The sequence below is a fragment of the Arthrobacter dokdonellae genome (assembly GCF_003268655.1).
In the GTDB taxonomy this organism is placed as follows: Bacteria; Actinomycetota; Actinomycetes; order Actinomycetales; family Micrococcaceae; genus Specibacter; species Specibacter dokdonellae.
In genome coordinates this window covers 3,044,297-3,058,900 of the sequence record NZ_CP029642.1, presented here as the reverse complement: position 1 = coordinate 3,058,900, position 14,604 = coordinate 3,044,297, and the positions used below count along the sequence as shown (strand labels likewise).

Genomic DNA, 14,604 nt, shown 5'->3' with positions numbered 1-14,604 from the left:
CAAGGTTGTCTGGTCCAGACACACAGGAGCCATACCCATCGAGAGGCCCGTGCAGCGGTGGGGGCTGGCCAGGTATCCGTATGACTGTCGCAGTGCCCAAGAAGGCGTGCCATCCGGCCCACTGCCTCGTGCGGTCGGTTTAGGAGAGCAAGAGCGCGGTCATCGCGCCGGCCAGGATGGCGGGTCCGAAGGGTATGTGACTTTTCAGCCCTCCGCGCCGGATGGTGAGGATCACGAGGGACACGGCCGCTCCGATGAGGAAGCCGAGGAAGGTGCCGGTGAACAGTGCCTGCCAACTTTGGAAGGCCAAGACCAGACCGACCATGGCGGCGAGCTTGACGTCTCCCATGCCCAGTCCCCGGGGACTGATCAGGGCCAGGACCAGGTAGAGCGTGAAAAGCAGCGCCGCCCCGAGGACGGCCCTGAGCAGTGAGGTCCCGGGTGTTGTTCCGGCTGCTGCCGCGCCGGTGAGCAGGATGGCGGTGATGGCGAGGCCAGGCAGCACGATGTTGTTGGGGAGCAGGCGGTGCCGGAGGTCGATGGCGGCCAGGGCGGTGCCGGCGGCGGCGAAAAACAGGTAGGCGGGCAGTTGCGGGTTCGCTCCGAACCGCCAGACGGTCAGGACGAACAGGGCGGCGGTGGCCAGTTCAACCAGTGCCAACGTGAGCTTCCGCGTTGGCCGTGGGCACGGTTGTCCCTGCCGGTTCGTATGGCTGAAGGTGGCGACGACGGATCGGACGTAGGCGCCTGCGGCGAGCCCGACGACAGCGGCGCACATGATCAGCCACAGCGGTGCCGGGGCCCAGTCGATGTCTATTCCGCTCATTTGTTGAAGGTGTCGATGACGCCGAGGGCGGCGGGTCCGAGCATGACGATGAAGAGCACTGGCAGGATGCAGAACATGAGGGGGAAGAGTACTTTGACGGGTATTTGCATGGCTTTTTCTTCTGCTCTCTGGCTGCGTTTGAGCCGCATTTCGGCCGCCTGGGTGCGCAGGACGCCGGAGATGGATATGCCGTACATGTCGGCTTGGACGATGGAGCGGACAAAGCGGCGCAGGTCCGTGACCGTGGTCCGGGCGGCGAGATCGGTGTAGGACTGCCGGCGGGAGCGGCCTACCTGCATGTCTTGCAGGGTGCGCACGAGTTCTTCAGCCAAGGGGCCTTTGCCGTTGTAGGCTGCCCGGGCCATGGCGGCTTCGAAGCCGAGCCCGGCTTCAACGGCGATGGTCATCTGGTCCAGGGTGTCCGGCAGGGCCCGGGCGATCGCCTCCTGGCGTTCGGTTCCCTTGCTGTAGAGCAGAAGGTCGGGGACGAAGTAGCAGATGGCCGTGACAAAGAGGGCCAGCAGGGGCCGGCCCGCACCGGACGAGCCGGCCGCGAACAGGCTACCCAGGGCGGCGGCGGTGACGGCGAGCAGCACCTTGGCGGAGAGCACCTTTTTCATGGGCCAGCCGGCCGGCCGGCCGGCCCGTACGAGCAGGCGGTCCAGGCGTGCCACGAAGCGGGCGGGCGTGAACCGCCGGGCCAGGTCCGCGAAGCGCTGCCCGTGTTCTGGTTCCGGTGCTGCCGTGGCCTCGAGGATGCCGCGGGAGAGGTTGCGTTGGGCAGCCCGGTCCCGGTAGAGCCTGGGGGAGAGCAGGGACCAGCCGAGCACGGGCAGTGCCAGTGCGGTGGCGGCAACGGCCAGGACGATTGTCAGGGGCATGTGCGGTTTCTCCGGTCAGAACTTGAAGGCGATGACTTTGCGCAGCCAGAGCCCGCCGACGATCAGGAACACGGCGGCGGCGGCCATCATGGCGTAGCCGATGGGTCCTTCGAAGAAGCGGGCGAGGTAGCCGGGGGTGATGAGGGCCAGGATGCCGCCGAGCCCGAAGGGCAGGACCATCAGGACCAGGGCGGAGATGCGTCCCTCGGCGCTGAGGGTTTGGATTTGGCGTCGGATCTGGTTGCGTTCGCGGATTGTCTGGCCGACCTGGTCGAGGACCTCGGCGAGGTTCCCGCCCACTTCCCGGTGGATGGCGATGGCCTGGGCCACCCAGACGAAGTCTTCGCTTTGCATGCGTTCGGCCGCCGCTTCCAGTGCCTGGCCGACGTCGCGGCCGAGGCGGGTCTCATTGATGATGCGCGCGAATTCCTCCGACGTCGGCGCTTCGGCTTCGGTGGAGAGCGCGTCCACGGCGCGCACCAGGCTGTGGCCGGCGCGCAGCCCGCTGGCCATGAGCTGGAGGGAATCATCGAGCTGGGCGCTGAAGGCGGCCCGGCGGCGCCCTGCCAGATGGCCCAGGAGGAACCTTCCGGCGAAACCGCCGGCCAGGAGGGTGCAGACAGCGGCCAGCGGTCCGGCGGCCGTGAGGAGGAAGCCGGCCACGATCAGGGTGGGCGAGGCGACGATGATGATGTATTCGGCCGGATTCATCCTGAGCCCGGCGGCTTCCAGTGCGGTGGCCAGGGCTGGCGCCCCCCGGAGCTGGTGGAGCAGCTTTTCGATGATCCGGGTCGCCGCGGCGGTCAGCTGCGCCAGCCGGGACTGTTGCCCGGCGGCGGGGACGACACGTTTGACGGAGACCTTGGGCCGGGGGGGCAAGACGGCGAAGTACCCGGCGGCGAGGGCGGCGCAGCACAGCAGCAGGCCCAAGACCAGCAGTGCGGGCGCGGCCGCTGTGGCGCCGCCGGCCGGTCCGTTCACCGCCGACCACCGGCGGCGGGGGCCGTGCCGAAGACCTGGGGGGAGAGTTCGATGCCGAGCTCGGTGAATCTGTCGGTGAAGCGGGGTCGGACGCCGGTGGGGACGGGTTTTCCCAGGAACCGGCCGTTGCTGTCCACCCCGGCGCTGTAGTCGAAGATGAAGGCGTCCTGGAGGGTGACGATTTCCCCTTCCATGCCCTGGACTTCGGTGACGTGGGTGACCCGCCGGGTGCCGTCACGCAGGCGCGTCAGCTGCACGATCACGTCCACGGCGGAGGCGATCTGTTCACGCACGGCCCGCAGCGGAAGGTCCATTCCCGCCATCAGCACCAGCGTTTCGAGCCGGGAGATCGCATCGCGCGGGGAGTTGGCGTGGACTGTGGAGAGGGAGCCGTCATGGCCGGTGTTCATGGCTTGGAGCATGTCCAAGCTTTCCCCGCCGCGGCACTCCCCGACGACGATGCGGTCCGGGCGCATGCGCAGCGAGTTGCGGACCAGGTCGCGGATGGTGATTTCGCCCTTGCCTTCGATGTTGGAGGGCCGGCTTTCCAGGGTCACCACGTGGTCCTGCTGGAGCTGGAGTTCCACCGCGTCCTCGATGGTGACGATGCGTTCGTCGGCGGGGATGAAGGAGGAGAGGACGTTCAGCAGGGTCGTCTTGCCGGTTCCCGTGCCGCCCGAGACGATGATGTTCAGGCGGCCCTTGACGCAGGCGTCGAGGAGCTCGGCCATTTCGGGGGAGAGGGTGCCGAACTGGACCAGGTCGTGGACCTGGAACGGGTCGGTGGAAAACTTCCGGATGGTCAGCGACGACCCGTGCACCGCCAGGGGCGGGATGACGGCGTTGACGCGGGAGCCGTCCGCGAGGCGGGCATCCACCAGGGGGGAGGACTCGTCGATGCGGCGCCCGACCTTGGAGACGATGCGTTCGATGACCCGGCGAAGATGCTCCTCCGAGGCGAAGCGCACGCCCGTACGCGTGAGTTTGCCCTTATGTTCGGCATAGATCATGTTGGGTCCGTTGACCATGATCTCGGTGACGTTATTGTCATCGAGCAGCGGCTGGAGGGGCCCGTAGCCGATCACGTCGTCCGTGACTTCCTTGATGAGGCGTTTGCGTTCCTCGCGGGTGAGCAGGATCGCCTCCGCCTCCACGACCCGGACCAGTTCCTCCTGGACCAGTTCGTACAGCGCTTCCTCGGTGAGGGACGCGTCCAGAAGCCGCACCCCCATCCGTTCAAACAGTTCCTCGCCGGCGCGCTGCTTCAGCTTGGCCAGGGCATCGTGGGGCTGTTCGGGGACGGCGGTGCCGCCCAGCCGGGTCCGGGGCGCGGCTGCCGGAACGCCAGCCTCACGTGTCGTTGCGTCGGATGCGGGCACGGCTGTAGGTGCCCGGTCCGCGGGAGTCGGCTGCGCGCCGGCGTCGGGCAGGGCAGGCGCCGTCCGCGGCACGGCGGGAGGCGCCGAAGGTTTGCCGTGCGCGGCGGCGAGGCGTTCGGCAAGGTTCACAGTGTTCCTCTGCGGTGGCGGGCTTTGCTGCGGCGTTTGAGGGCCGGGGCGGGGGCGGGGGTGAAGCGGTTGACCAGGGAGCGCAGGGCCTTGGCCGCCCTGTCCTTGGTTTTGTCCTGCAGCAGCGGCAGTCCCTGGTTGGTGGAGAGCCGGGCGGCCCGGCTGAAGGGGATGACGACGTCGGCCTTGTGGCCCAAGGTGCTTTGGACGTCGTGCATGGAGAGCCCGTCGCGGGCGTCCGCGCTGTTGAGCACGATGTGCCGGTGGGCCGGAACCATGCCCAGTTCCTTGAGGACGTCCATTTCCTTGCGCAGCCCGCGGATGCTGGGTACATCCATGCCGGCGACAAACACGTAGTCGGTGGACTTGTCCAGCGCCGCCAGCGTGTGGTCGGAGAGCCCGGCACCGGTGTCGACGACGACGTAGCGGTATTGGCTGGCGAGCTGGTCGAGCAGGTGCGAGACGTCGGCGGTGGTGATCTCGGCCTCCGCCGCCGGCGAGTCGGGGGCGCAGAGGGCGTACACGCCCGTGGGGTGGGGGCTGAGGTAGGACTTGAGCACCATCGTGTCCTGGGTCGCGGCACCGCGGACGGCTTCGGCCAGGGACTGTTCGGGGGCGATCTGCATGGCGTTTCCCACGTCCCCGAACTGCAGGTCCAGGTCCACCAGCACGGTGGCGTGCGGGGCCGCGGCCGCCAGGCCGATCGCGAGGTTGGTCGCGACGGTGGTCTTGCCGGCCCCGCCCTTGGGGGAGAGTACGCAAATGACCCGGCCCTTCACGCCTGCCTCGGCCGGCTCGGGCACGGGGGTGAAGGCCTGGCGGCGGTCGGCGGCGGTGCGGACGGCGCGGTGCAGCAGGGCGGTCATGTCCGAGTGCCCGGCGTCCGGGGCCATGACATCGCGGATTCCGGCCCTCATGGCAGCCATCGCCACGTCCGGCCCCGCGGGGTGGACCAGCAGCACGCTCACGCCGGGGTGGGAACGGTCCAGGGCCGATGCCAGGGCAAGGGTCTCCTCGACCGGCGTGCCCGGGCCCAGGATGGCCACTTCGGGAAGTGCGGCATCGTCCTGCCGGGCGAAGAGGACGTCCGGGTTCAGCGGGAACGCAGCCTCATCCCAGTGTTGGATGTCTCCGGCCAGCTCGCCGGTGGCGGCCTCGGCCAGGCGCCGGGGGAAGGCGGCATCGGTGGTGACCAGCAGGTAGCGGCTCATTTGAAGACGCCGTCCCTGGTCAGTTCGCGGGTCCCGCCCTCGGACGCCGTCGAAGGTTCCCTGGTGAGCCAGATTTTGCCGTTTTCGGCGGCGAAGACAATCTTTTCCACGTCCGGGGCCGTTCGGGCCAGGGTGACGAGGACGCTTCCGGCCGGCACGGCGGGCGCTGCGCCGGCCTGCCCGCTGCCTGTCGCGGGAGCTGCGGCGGCGGGGACGCCCTGGACGGTGAGGACGAGGACCTTGTGCAGCTCGAGGTGTACCACTGGGCCTGTCGTGGAACCGCTGGAGCCGGACGGGAAGGAAAAGAGCACGCCAACGGTGTCACCGGGTGCAAGCTGCCCGCCGACCACCCGTTGGGGTTCGAGCTGGATGGTGACCGCCTGCATTCCGGCGGGGAGCGGGACCTGGCCCGGGACCTTCTCCTTCAGGGCGGCCGGATCAACGAAACGGCTGGTGAGCAGCTGCTCTCCCGGCACGAGGTTGGTGGAGGGGACCTTCCCGGCGATCTGGGCCAGGTTGGTGATGGCTCCGACGGCAACGGCGTTGGCCGGGATGCTTTGTCGGGCGGCCAATTGCGGCAGCTTCTCGGCGGCCGTGCCGGCCGGGATGGGGACGCGCACGGTGTACACCTGCACGGACCGCGCGCCCTGCAGGGCACGCTGGTCCGCGTTGGCAACATAGGTGGCCAGAACCGTGGCCCCGACGATGGCAAGGACGACGGCGGCCGCTGCGGCGATGATGCGGACTTTCACGAAGGAGGGCTCCTACTGAATCAGGTAGACGAAGAAGGCGTTCAGGGCCGGACCCCCAAGCCGGGTGACCTGCCAGTTTTTGGCGTCGTCGAGGGTGACGAGTTGGGTGAAGTAGCCCTTGATGCCGGTGCATCCGCCGCAGTCGGCGGTGCCCGACTTGCCGGTGCTGCCCGGCCAGCTCCAATCGGTGAGGTGGAAGGCGGCAAACCCGGAAATCGAGTAAGTGGCGTTCTGCCCCTGGCCGGAGGCGACCGCGTACACCGGAATCAGGATCGTCGTGTTCACGATCCTGGACATGGTGCAGGGCGGACCGCTTTTGCCCGGCTGGCTTCCGACCTGTGCGGAGAGGTCGACGACGGCGGCGCACGGGCTGGTTTCATCCAGCCAGCCAAACCCGCCCGGCACCACGTTGCCGGCCGCATCCGTGCACGACGTGCTGGTCTTGATCCACAGCACCTGCCCCGGCGGCGTCTTGTCATACAGGCAGCGCGGGGTGGTGAAAGGAAACACCGTGGCCGCCGCGGGGCTGCCCCAGGAGGCCTTGGCATGGGCCGTGACCGTGCTGGTGGGCACGCCCAGCACCGACCCGAACGCGTTGGTGAGCACGTGCTGCCCACCGGCTGTCAGGGTCCCGGTGTTCACAGTGACAGTGTTGGCGGCGGCATCCACCGTCGCCGTGGCGCTGGAGGCATTGTCGTTGGCGTTCTTTCCTGCGAAGGAGGCAGCCGTGGCCGCGATGTCCCCGCAATTGCCGGCCGCGCAGTTTTGGGCGATCGCGACCGCGGCCGCGTCCGCCCCGGTTTGGAGTTGCGTGCGTTCGAAGTAGATGCCCCCGGCGTCGATGACCATCGCCGCGCAGCCGAGCAGGACCACCATGGACAAGGCGGTGATGATCGCCACCGCCCCACGCTCCTGGCCGATCCGGCGTCGAAGCAGCGCCCTTATCCTCCGCATTGCATGACGGCCTTTCCGGTGATCGAGACGGTGTTGCCGAACATTCCCGTCAGGAACGTCAGCGGATACCTGGCCGTGACGGTCACCGACACGTTCGCCGCACCCGCAGCCTTCAGGCACGAAGAGGGATCCGTGCCGGTCGTGACGACCGCGAGCTGCGCATCGGTCAGCGCCGGGTTCAGGGACGGGGCGCCCGCCTTCGCGGCGGCCCGGGCGGCGGCCGGGTCGTTGCCGATGGCCATCACCCGCGCGCCCTCGCGGGCCGCGCCAGTTAGCTCGATCTGGGCGTTGTACACCCGCCCGAACTCGATGATGCCAAACAGCAACAGCAACAACACCGGAACGACCAGGGCGAACTCCACCGCAGCCGCCCCCCGCTCCGAACCCAGGCGCGACGTGAGCCGGCGACGGATGGCCGTCCGGGATTCCATGGTGTGGGAGCGTGCTGTACGGGATGGCGGGGTGCGGGAGGGAGCCGGGGCGCCCTCCCACACGGCAGACCTGTTCCAGAGACGTTTCATCCCGGAACCGAGACCCTTAGAGGAACCGCTAGGGCGTCGGTGTGGTGACGGGCGCGTTGAAGGTCTTGCCGGCAAGACCCTTAAAGAAGTCGCTCAAGGCAGGACCGAATGCAGTGATGCCGACGACGAGGACGACGGCGATCAGGCCCACAAGGAGGGCGTATTCAACGGCGGTGGCACCGGTTTCCTCGCGGCGCAGGCGCTGCCGCAGGTTGAAACCAAAGGTGTGAAGGGTGGCAATGATTGAGACCATGAGTTGCTCCTGGAAATTGAGGGTGCCGGCCCAGCGCCAGCATCCCGAAAGAAATATAGCACGGAAAGTGATTTGCTTGTACGTCAAGTAAAATGTTTATCGTTCATTTATTTGCAGCCGGAACAAGTCTGGATTTTGCCAGGGCGGTGCCATGGGAGTGGTTGCTTCATCACCGACCGGCCTATCACAGTGCCGTGGCCGCCAGTGCGGGGTCCGACGGCGTGGGTCCGCCGCGCGTGGTCCGCGCGGGCTTCAGCGCAGTTCTGGATGGCCGGCGGACGATTCGTCCACCAGCCGGCGTTCCAAGGAACCGCTGAGCTCGCTGAGCACATGGTGGAGCTCGTCGGGTGTCATGCCCGGCAGCCCGGCAAGGGTTTCGCGCACGGTGGCATCGAATTGTTCGTTGAGCCACTGCATGGCGTGCTCTCCGGCAGGGGTGAGTCGAACGAGAAGTGCCCGGCGGTCGTCAGGGTTGGGCTCGCGCCTGAGGAAGCCCGCTTTCTCGACCCGGTCCAGCATGGCCGTCATGGTTCCGGACGTGACCCCCATCAGTGCCGAGAGGACCTTGGGAGCCATTGATCCGCCGTCGTGGAGGTGGCCCAGGGCGAGAACGTCACTGGAACCCAGGTGCAGCTCTCTGGCACGCAGGTTCCGGAAGTTCTCGCCCATGACGATCAAGCGGCGCAGGGCTGCGGCGAGGGTGGCAGCCGGGTCGCCCCCGGAGGCGTCTTCCTGAACGGTCGTCATCGCTGCCGCCTGCGGTCGCGAAAGTCACGCAGGTCCGGTCCCAGACGGCACACGGCACGAGCATCCACTCGCGCCGGGGCACACTTTGGCCCCCGGGGCGCGGCGGACGACGGGCTAGACTTCGTGCAGCAGCGGCGTCTGAGGGGGTTTCTGGGGCTGAACATGGTCTGCCTGCACGGTTTCATCGGTGTCCGAGCCAAGGGATTGGCTTAGCTCATCCAGGACCTTTTCCAGACCGCCGACGTCCAGGTCGGGAACTCTGGCGAGGGAATCACGGACGGCGGCATCGAACTGCTCGTAGAGCCACTGCATGGCATGTACTCCGGCAGGGGTGAGTTGGATGAGCAGCGCCCGGCGGTCGTCAGGATTGCGCTCGCGTTTGAGGAATCCGGCCTTTTCCACTCGGTCCAGCAAGGCGGTCATGGTCCCGGAGGTGACTCCCATCAGGGCCGAGAGATCTTTCGGTGCCATTGACCCGCTGTTGTATAAGTGGTCGAGGGCGGCGAGGTCGCTGGGGCCGAGCTGCAGTTCCCTGCCACGCACGCTGCGGAACGTTTGCCCGCTGGCAATGAGGTCGCGCAGACTGCCCGCCACAGCATGGACGGGATCACCGTCCATGTCGGCCGCTTCGCTTAACGCCGTGATCGCCACAGTTAGCATCCACTTCCATTGATCTTAAAGTCCATCATTGAACTTTAGCAGTGACCCCGGTAGAAGCCCTATTCACGCATCAATGTCGCGCCCGCAAAGCTTGACAGGCAAGCTACTTGGGGTTCAGTTATATTGTTTGTTGCCTCTTGATTCTACGTCGCTGCACTGGCCGGATTCAAGGGTTCCACGGGCACGCTTCGTTCAACCTACGGGCGTCAGTATCGCAGATGAAACCGACCCTCACATCCACGTCGTGATGTCACTGGCCAATGCGCTTGTGCACCAGCACCTGCCCGGTCCACCCAGTCGCGCTGGTTGTCCCGGGCCGGCAGTGCCCGGCGCCACCGTCGCCGATGGCGTGAACGGCGATAAGGTGGCCGCGCCCACCGGCGTCGGCTGCACCACGAGCATCGCCTCCTCCGTCCGCCATCCGGCGCGGGCCGCTGGACGCATTCTTGAGTCGCTGCTCAACGGTTGAAGGGAAACTGGTGAAGCCTGAGGCGCGGACAGGATGCGGATCCGATGAGATCGTTGTTCCAGGTTCGCTACGGGGATGGTTCACAGAACGTGGCAGCGCTACCCACAGCAACGGAGCTGTTCGAACTGCTGCCGGTCTGAAACACGTACCGTCTGCGCTCTTGATCCGTCCACGGCGCTGTGGGAGGCAGCCTCAGTTGACGCGCAGACCTGTGCGGATCCACGATATGGCGGGTTGGTATCCTCGATGCGGAGCGCCAACACCCGGGCCCTTCGTGGTCGTTGCGTGCAGAAACTTGTGTGTGCCGGTTGGCTCCACGCGCGGACTGGCGATTTCGCCAGGCGTTGCGTAGCGTACGGGGGTGTCCTTCCGATCCCGACTACGGAAGGACAACCCCAATTTGCGCCCCGGCCCTCCGGTTTTTCATCGGAGGTTGGGGCACTTCCTCCCGATGCCGCGGTCTCGCACGTCTTCGCTGCGTCTGTGGGCACTCCGCCCCGCCCTTCGGAATACGGCCGAGCTTCGGTACATCGAGATGGACCAACCCGACCGGACGCCCGCGCTCGTACCGGTGGCATGGCGTCGCAGAATCCTAATCGCGGTCATTCTCGGCACGCCTGTCGCGACGGCGATCCAGGCCGAACCTGCCCGGAGTTCCCGCACGCTCTGCAACATAGTCTCTTTAAGCTGTGCCGGTGCTTTGGATAGGCTGTGCGCGGTCGGTTGGAGGGGTCCCGCAACTCGGCCCTGCCCGCATCCGCGATAGCTGCGGACCCACCGGTGGAAGCGTTGGCGTGAGTCTCCGAGCTCACTAGCCACGTGCGCCAGGATGGCCGAAGGCAATTTGATCGACCAGCACTGCACGCCCATCAACAGTCAATCGCGCATTAGCGTGGGACATGTGAACTTCCGGGAACGCGAGAATTAGACAAGCCACTAGGTCCGGTGGTTCTCCGATTTTTCGAGCCCCTAAGTGTCGCCAACCCGTGGCCGAGTGCCTCTAGACCTTGTGCGTCAACGGCTGCCCCCGGCTCCCCGGTGTGGCTTCCTCGGGGTCTAATTCTAGTGATTTGCTCAGTTCGCTCACGGCTTTTTCCAGTTCTGCCACGTCGAGGCCGAAGACTCTGGCCAGGGAATCACGGACGGCGGTGTCGAACTGTTCGTAGAGCCACTGCATGGCGTGGTCGCCGGCGGGGGTCAGGTGGATGAGGAGCGCCCGGCGGTCGTTAGGATTGCGCTCACGTTTGAGGAAGCCGGCTTTTTCCACCCGGTCCAGCAGGGCCGTCATGGTTCCGGAGGTGACTCCCATCAGCGCCGAGAGGTCCTTCGGTGCCATTGACCCGTCGTTGTACAAAAGGTCGAGGGCGTCAAGGTCGCTGGGCCCAAGCTGCAGCTCCCTTCCGCGCACGCTGCGGAATGCTTGACCATTGGCAATCAGGCCGCACAGATTCCTCGCCACAGCGCGGACCGGGTCATGCTCCATGTACGCCGTGTCCCTCAGTGCCGTAATCGTCACCGTTACCATCTCTTCCGTTGATCTCAAGCCAGTCGGCCGTCATAGATTTTGAACAGCAACAGCTCGGCCTGCCCTGCAAAAACGCGAATTTCTGGAAACTTCGGCAATCTATCACCTTGCTCGGCCCTACCCGCTTCATTTGAGGAACTCGGGACAGGGCAGCAACCTACTTCAGGTGCTTCCGTAGGCATCGCGACGCGCACGGATGCCCGCCAGACGCGGAAAGCCGCTGGGGACCTCTAAACCTAGCAAATCAGCTAAGTCTCAAGTTTCGCGCCGACTATCAAGCAAGAACCCGTCAGTAATCCCTCAAGATTTCCTCAACCTTCCGAAATTTCTGGCGCATAGCCCCAGATGGTAGTGATCGTCTGGCTAGGTGGTGTCTAATCTCGCTATATCGTGCACACTGAATTTCACCTCTTCATGGACACCGGGTCTCACTACTTTGTATGTCCTACCCAGACCCGTGCTACCTCCCGAGGCTATGCGCCAATTAGTTTCAGCTCGGCTGTTGTCCTAGGACCGTGCTGCCAATGCACTTTTTGCCGTACAGCCTCGTACTGCCCGTCCGGGCATTGACGAAGGAGCCGTCCTACCCGTGGAGACCATCGCTTCGTGGCGGCGTTCTGTGATTGTCCTGTGGTCGCTCATTGTCGTAATCGTCGGCAGCAGGCGACGTCTCGTTTGGCAAGGTGAACCCCGTCAGGCTGGGACGGTAGCACTGGCTGTCCACGTGATGTGAGGAGGAGGTGAACCAGACCGCCCCCATGCGGAGAGTGAAAATCGTTGCACTGTGGCTGTTGCACTGTCGCTGTGGTCATGTGTCCGTCAAGGTGTAGGGCAACAAATCGGGGCTCCTTCCGGGCCCAGTTCAGTTTTACGCGACGAGGCTCGGCGGTGTGCTTGACGGTTCGGTCATTGCTTGCCGTAGCTTGAGGAGGCTGTCCCGGATTCGGCTTTTTACTGTTGGCAGTGGCACATTCAGGATGATCGCTACTTCGGCGTAGGTCAGCCCGTCAAAGAAGGCCAGTTCGATTGCGGTGTGCTGGAGCGTCGATAGCGAGAGTAGATGAAGGTTGACGTCCTCGACCTCTAAGATGGCGGCCGCCGCCTCGGCCACCACATCGTGATCGACGCAGTGGCTCCCAACGACGAAACGAGTTTGGCGGTCGCGGCGGGATTGTTCGGCTCTGACGTGGTCCACAGCGCGGCGCCTGGCGATGGTCAGCAGCCAAGCCATCACGGACCCGCGTGCCGGATTGAATCGGCTGGCGGCTTTCCACACCTGTATGTATACCTCCTGGGAGGTATCCTCGCTGAGCTCCGTTGACACGAGAATTCGCCGGATTACCGCGAATACTCGCTTGTGAGTGTGCACGAAAAAGTCCTCAAAAGCGACGTTCTCGCCCTCTGCTATACGGCACAGCAGATCGATGAGTGCCCGATTCTCCAAGACCGTGGATGATTCATCAATTTCACACCACGGCGATGGTGCCCGCTCGGTTGCGGCTGGTCTTGGTAGCACTTGCATGGACGGCCCTTTAATCTCGGAGTGCAACATGACTACGGCTAGGTGAGGTCAACACGGGCCTTTTTGACATCCTGTCAGGAGACGCCCTGCCTTGGTGGGGTCAGCTGGGTGCGGCCTCCGTGATCTGCAATGAGGGAGAGGGCCATGCGCTTGGCCCAGATGGCGGCTTCTTTATCTCCCTCGACCGCGGCGATGATGGAGCCCTTCGTCAGAATGTGGCAGGACCGTGCAAAACGGTCTGGTTCGTCAAGTCCCGCTTCTGTGGCAAGAGTCCGCATGAAGTCCCGGATCTGGGCCAGATAGCCGGCGGCAGTTTTCCCTAATGGATGGTCGGGCCCCATTTCCAGCATGGTGTTTATGAGGGAACAAGCCTCAAAGTCGTCCCGGTGGAACCACCCGTCTAGAACGTCGAAGATGGTCAGCAACTGGGCTATAGGGTCATCGGACCTGCGTCTGCACTCTGAGATGATCTGCTCGAGCGTCAATTCTTGATGGCAGCGTTCCAAGAACGCCAGGACGAGATCATCCTTGGAGGGGAAGTGTGCATAGAACGTCGCCTTGGCAACCCCTGCCCGCACTATCAGTTCAGCGATGCCGACATCGCGGATGCCACGCTGGGAAAATAATTCATAGGCTGCGTCCATAATTCGCTCCCTCGCCCCAGACCGAGCAGGCGAAGAGGAGGCAGGCATGTCAGTCGTATCAGCTAAAAAACTCGGGGCGTGTTCCATCAAGATTGACACTACACCCAAACCAGACAGACCGGTCGGTACAGTCCCTGTTCTGGGGAAGGAGACCCCAACTCCATCCCTGCCCCGGCCCAACCCCCGCCAAAAAACTGACCATGGACCGGCCTGCAGGCAAGGCAATTTGGGGCCGGTCGAGTTTGGAAAATCGGGTCGGAGCTGCCACAGCCCGTGGCTGCCTTTTGGGTCCTAGGAAGTATTGACGAATTGCGCGAGTTGGAAGCCCGACGCTGCAGTACCGGTCCTGGATACCGGTGGACGTGGGTTGCCAACCGGTGTAAAGGTGGAGGAATGGATGCCGACATTCATTTCTATTTTGACCCGGTCTGTCCTTTCGCCTGGCTGACGAGCAAGTGGGTGCGGCAGGTGCAGGCTCAGCGTGACTACACCGTGGACTGGCGGTTCATCTCGTTGCGGTTGATCAATGCCAAGGTTGACTATGACGCGCAATTTCCACCAGAGTACGAGGCTGGACACACGGCCGGGCTCCGGCTTCTGCGGGTGGCCGCCCGGGCACGTGCGGAGCATGGCCGCGAGTCGATGGCCGGATTGTATGCGGCGTTTGGGGCGCAGATCTTTGATGTTGCCCCCGACCCGCTCAACCAGGACACCGAGGGTGTGGTGCGCGAGCGGCGTGGGACACGTGGGTTTGTGGAACCGATCCTCGCCGAGGCCGGCCTGCCCCTGACACTGGCGCAGGCTCTCGAGGACGAGTCCTGGGACCGTGAAATCAAGGCGGAAACGGACGAGGCGCTGGCGCTGACGGGCAAGGATGTGGGCACGCCCATCATCCACTTCCAGCCACCGGCCGGTGTTGCCTTCTTCGGGCCCGTCATCAGCAGGCTGCCAGAGGAAGATTCGGCCACCGAGCTGTGGGACCATGTGGTCGGGCTGGCACGCTTCCCTGGTTTTGCGGAGCTCAAGCGCAGCCTGCGCGAGCAGCCACAGCTTGCTGCTCTCGGAGTTGACGGCGATGCGGTCGGTCAGCAGGAAGACTGGCACGGGGGCAGCCGTCGGCAGAAGAAATGAACACTGTGTGAGGATAGAC

Annotated in this window: 15 protein-coding genes; 1 reads left to right on the top strand and 14 read right to left on the bottom strand. The window is 65.0% G+C overall.

Annotated elements, in window-relative coordinates:
• Positions 1-139: 139 nt before the first annotated feature.
• The 14 genes from DMB86_RS13585 to DMB86_RS13515 all read right to left on the bottom strand — a co-directional run bounded on the left by DMB86_RS13585 (position 140) and on the right by DMB86_RS13515 (position 13,454).
• Positions 140-826 (bottom strand): prepilin peptidase, encoded by a 687-nt coding sequence (locus tag DMB86_RS13585; RefSeq protein ID WP_113718282.1) that lies wholly within the window; start codon positions 824-826, stop codon positions 140-142.
• Positions 823-1,707 carry a type II secretion system F family protein gene (locus tag DMB86_RS13580; protein WP_113718281.1) on the bottom strand — a complete coding sequence of 295 codons (885 nt, stop codon included), beginning with the start codon at positions 1,705-1,707 and terminating at the stop codon, positions 823-825. The genes DMB86_RS13585 and DMB86_RS13580 overlap by 4 nt, the downstream gene beginning before the upstream one ends.
• A 15-nt stretch (positions 1,708-1,722) precedes the next feature.
• Positions 1,723-2,688, bottom strand: coding sequence for a type II secretion system F family protein (locus tag DMB86_RS13575; protein ID WP_227878375.1), 966 nt, complete (start codon positions 2,686-2,688; stop codon positions 1,723-1,725).
• Positions 2,685-4,196: a CpaF family protein gene (locus DMB86_RS13570; RefSeq protein ID WP_227878374.1), complete on the bottom strand. Its 1,512-nt coding sequence runs from the start codon at positions 4,194-4,196 to the stop codon at positions 2,685-2,687. The genes DMB86_RS13575 and DMB86_RS13570 overlap by 4 nt, the downstream gene beginning before the upstream one ends.
• On the bottom strand, positions 4,193-5,407 hold the full coding sequence (locus DMB86_RS13565; protein ID WP_113718280.1) for a CpaE/TadZ family protein: 1,215 nt from the start codon (positions 5,405-5,407) through the stop codon (positions 4,193-4,195). The genes DMB86_RS13570 and DMB86_RS13565 overlap by 4 nt, the downstream gene beginning before the upstream one ends.
• Complete coding sequence (gene cpaB / locus DMB86_RS13560; RefSeq protein WP_113718279.1) at positions 5,404-6,159, bottom strand: Flp pilus assembly protein CpaB; 756 nt, start codon at positions 6,157-6,159, stop codon at positions 5,404-5,406. Before cpaB ends, DMB86_RS13565 begins: the two co-directional genes overlap by 4 nt.
• 12 nt (positions 6,160-6,171) lie before the next feature.
• The gene (locus DMB86_RS13555) at positions 6,172-7,113 is read right to left on the bottom strand and encodes a pilus assembly protein TadG-related protein (RefSeq protein ID WP_113718278.1); all 942 of its coding nucleotides are present in this window, start codon (positions 7,111-7,113) and stop codon (positions 6,172-6,174) included.
• A complete protein-coding gene (locus DMB86_RS13550; RefSeq protein ID WP_113719564.1) occupies positions 7,101-7,544 on the bottom strand; it encodes a TadE/TadG family type IV pilus assembly protein in 444 nt (147 codons plus the stop codon). The genes DMB86_RS13555 and DMB86_RS13550 overlap by 13 nt, the downstream gene beginning before the upstream one ends.
• Before the next feature lie 118 nt (positions 7,545-7,662).
• Positions 7,663-7,887 carry a Flp family type IVb pilin gene (locus tag DMB86_RS13545; RefSeq protein WP_113718277.1) on the bottom strand — a complete coding sequence of 75 codons (225 nt, stop codon included), beginning with the start codon at positions 7,885-7,887 and terminating at the stop codon, positions 7,663-7,665.
• Between the two features lie 252 nt (positions 7,888-8,139).
• Positions 8,140-8,634, bottom strand: coding sequence for a MarR family winged helix-turn-helix transcriptional regulator (locus tag DMB86_RS13540; protein WP_113718276.1), 495 nt, complete (start codon positions 8,632-8,634; stop codon positions 8,140-8,142).
• Positions 8,635-8,748: 114 nt separating this feature from the next.
• Positions 8,749-9,294, bottom strand: coding sequence for a MarR family winged helix-turn-helix transcriptional regulator (locus tag DMB86_RS13535; RefSeq protein ID WP_113718275.1), 546 nt, complete (start codon positions 9,292-9,294; stop codon positions 8,749-8,751).
• Positions 9,295-10,763: 1,469 nt separating this feature from the next.
• Positions 10,764-11,279 (bottom strand): MarR family transcriptional regulator, encoded by a 516-nt coding sequence (locus DMB86_RS13525; protein ID WP_171814498.1) that lies wholly within the window; start codon positions 11,277-11,279, stop codon positions 10,764-10,766.
• Between the two features lie 877 nt (positions 11,280-12,156).
• Positions 12,157-12,810, bottom strand: a complete 654-nt coding sequence (locus DMB86_RS13520; protein ID WP_113719563.1) for a sigma-70 family RNA polymerase sigma factor — start codon at positions 12,808-12,810, stop codon at positions 12,157-12,159.
• 74 nt (positions 12,811-12,884) lie between these two features.
• The gene (locus tag DMB86_RS13515; RefSeq protein ID WP_335645005.1) at positions 12,885-13,454 is read right to left on the bottom strand and encodes a TetR/AcrR family transcriptional regulator; all 570 of its coding nucleotides are present in this window, start codon (positions 13,452-13,454) and stop codon (positions 12,885-12,887) included.
• Positions 13,455-13,847: 393 nt separating this feature from the next.
• Here DMB86_RS13515 and DMB86_RS13510 point away from each other — a divergent pair, with 393 nt between their 5' ends.
• Positions 13,848-14,585 carry a mycothiol-dependent nitroreductase Rv2466c family protein gene (locus DMB86_RS13510; RefSeq protein ID WP_113718271.1) on the top strand — a complete coding sequence of 246 codons (738 nt, stop codon included), beginning with the start codon at positions 13,848-13,850 and terminating at the stop codon, positions 14,583-14,585.
• Positions 14,586-14,604 lie beyond the last annotated feature (19 nt).

Bases quoted from the DNA above. Each gene is read 5' to 3' on its own strand.
- DMB86_RS13585 (WP_113718282.1), bottom strand. From the start codon at position 826: ATGAGCGGAATAGACATCGACTGGGCCCCGGCACCGCTGTGGCTGATC.
- DMB86_RS13580 (WP_113718281.1), bottom strand. From the start codon at position 1,707: ATGCCCCTGACAATCGTCCTGGCCGTTGCCGCCACCGCACTGGCACTG.
- DMB86_RS13565 (WP_113718280.1), bottom strand. From the start codon at position 5,407: ATGAGCCGCTACCTGCTGGTCACCACCGATGCCGCCTTCCCCCGGCGC.
- DMB86_RS13555 (WP_113718278.1), bottom strand. From the start codon at position 7,113: ATGCGGAGGATAAGGGCGCTGCTTCGACGCCGGATCGGCCAGGAGCGT.
- DMB86_RS13550 (WP_113719564.1), bottom strand. From the start codon at position 7,544: ATGGAATCCCGGACGGCCATCCGTCGCCGGCTCACGTCGCGCCTGGGT.
- DMB86_RS13545 (WP_113718277.1), bottom strand. From the start codon at position 7,887: ATGGTCTCAATCATTGCCACCCTTCACACCTTTGGTTTCAACCTGCGG.
- DMB86_RS13540 (WP_113718276.1), bottom strand. From the start codon at position 8,634: ATGACGACCGTTCAGGAAGACGCCTCCGGGGGCGACCCGGCTGCCACC.
- DMB86_RS13535 (WP_113718275.1), bottom strand. From the start codon at position 9,294: ATGCTAACTGTGGCGATCACGGCGTTAAGCGAAGCGGCCGACATGGAC.
- DMB86_RS13520 (WP_113719563.1), bottom strand. From the start codon at position 12,810: ATGCAAGTGCTACCAAGACCAGCCGCAACCGAGCGGGCACCATCGCCG.
- DMB86_RS13515 (WP_335645005.1), bottom strand. From the start codon at position 13,454: ATGGACGCAGCCTATGAATTATTTTCCCAGCGTGGCATCCGCGATGTC.
- DMB86_RS13510 (WP_113718271.1), top strand. From the start codon at position 13,848: ATGGATGCCGACATTCATTTCTATTTTGACCCGGTCTGTCCTTTCGCC.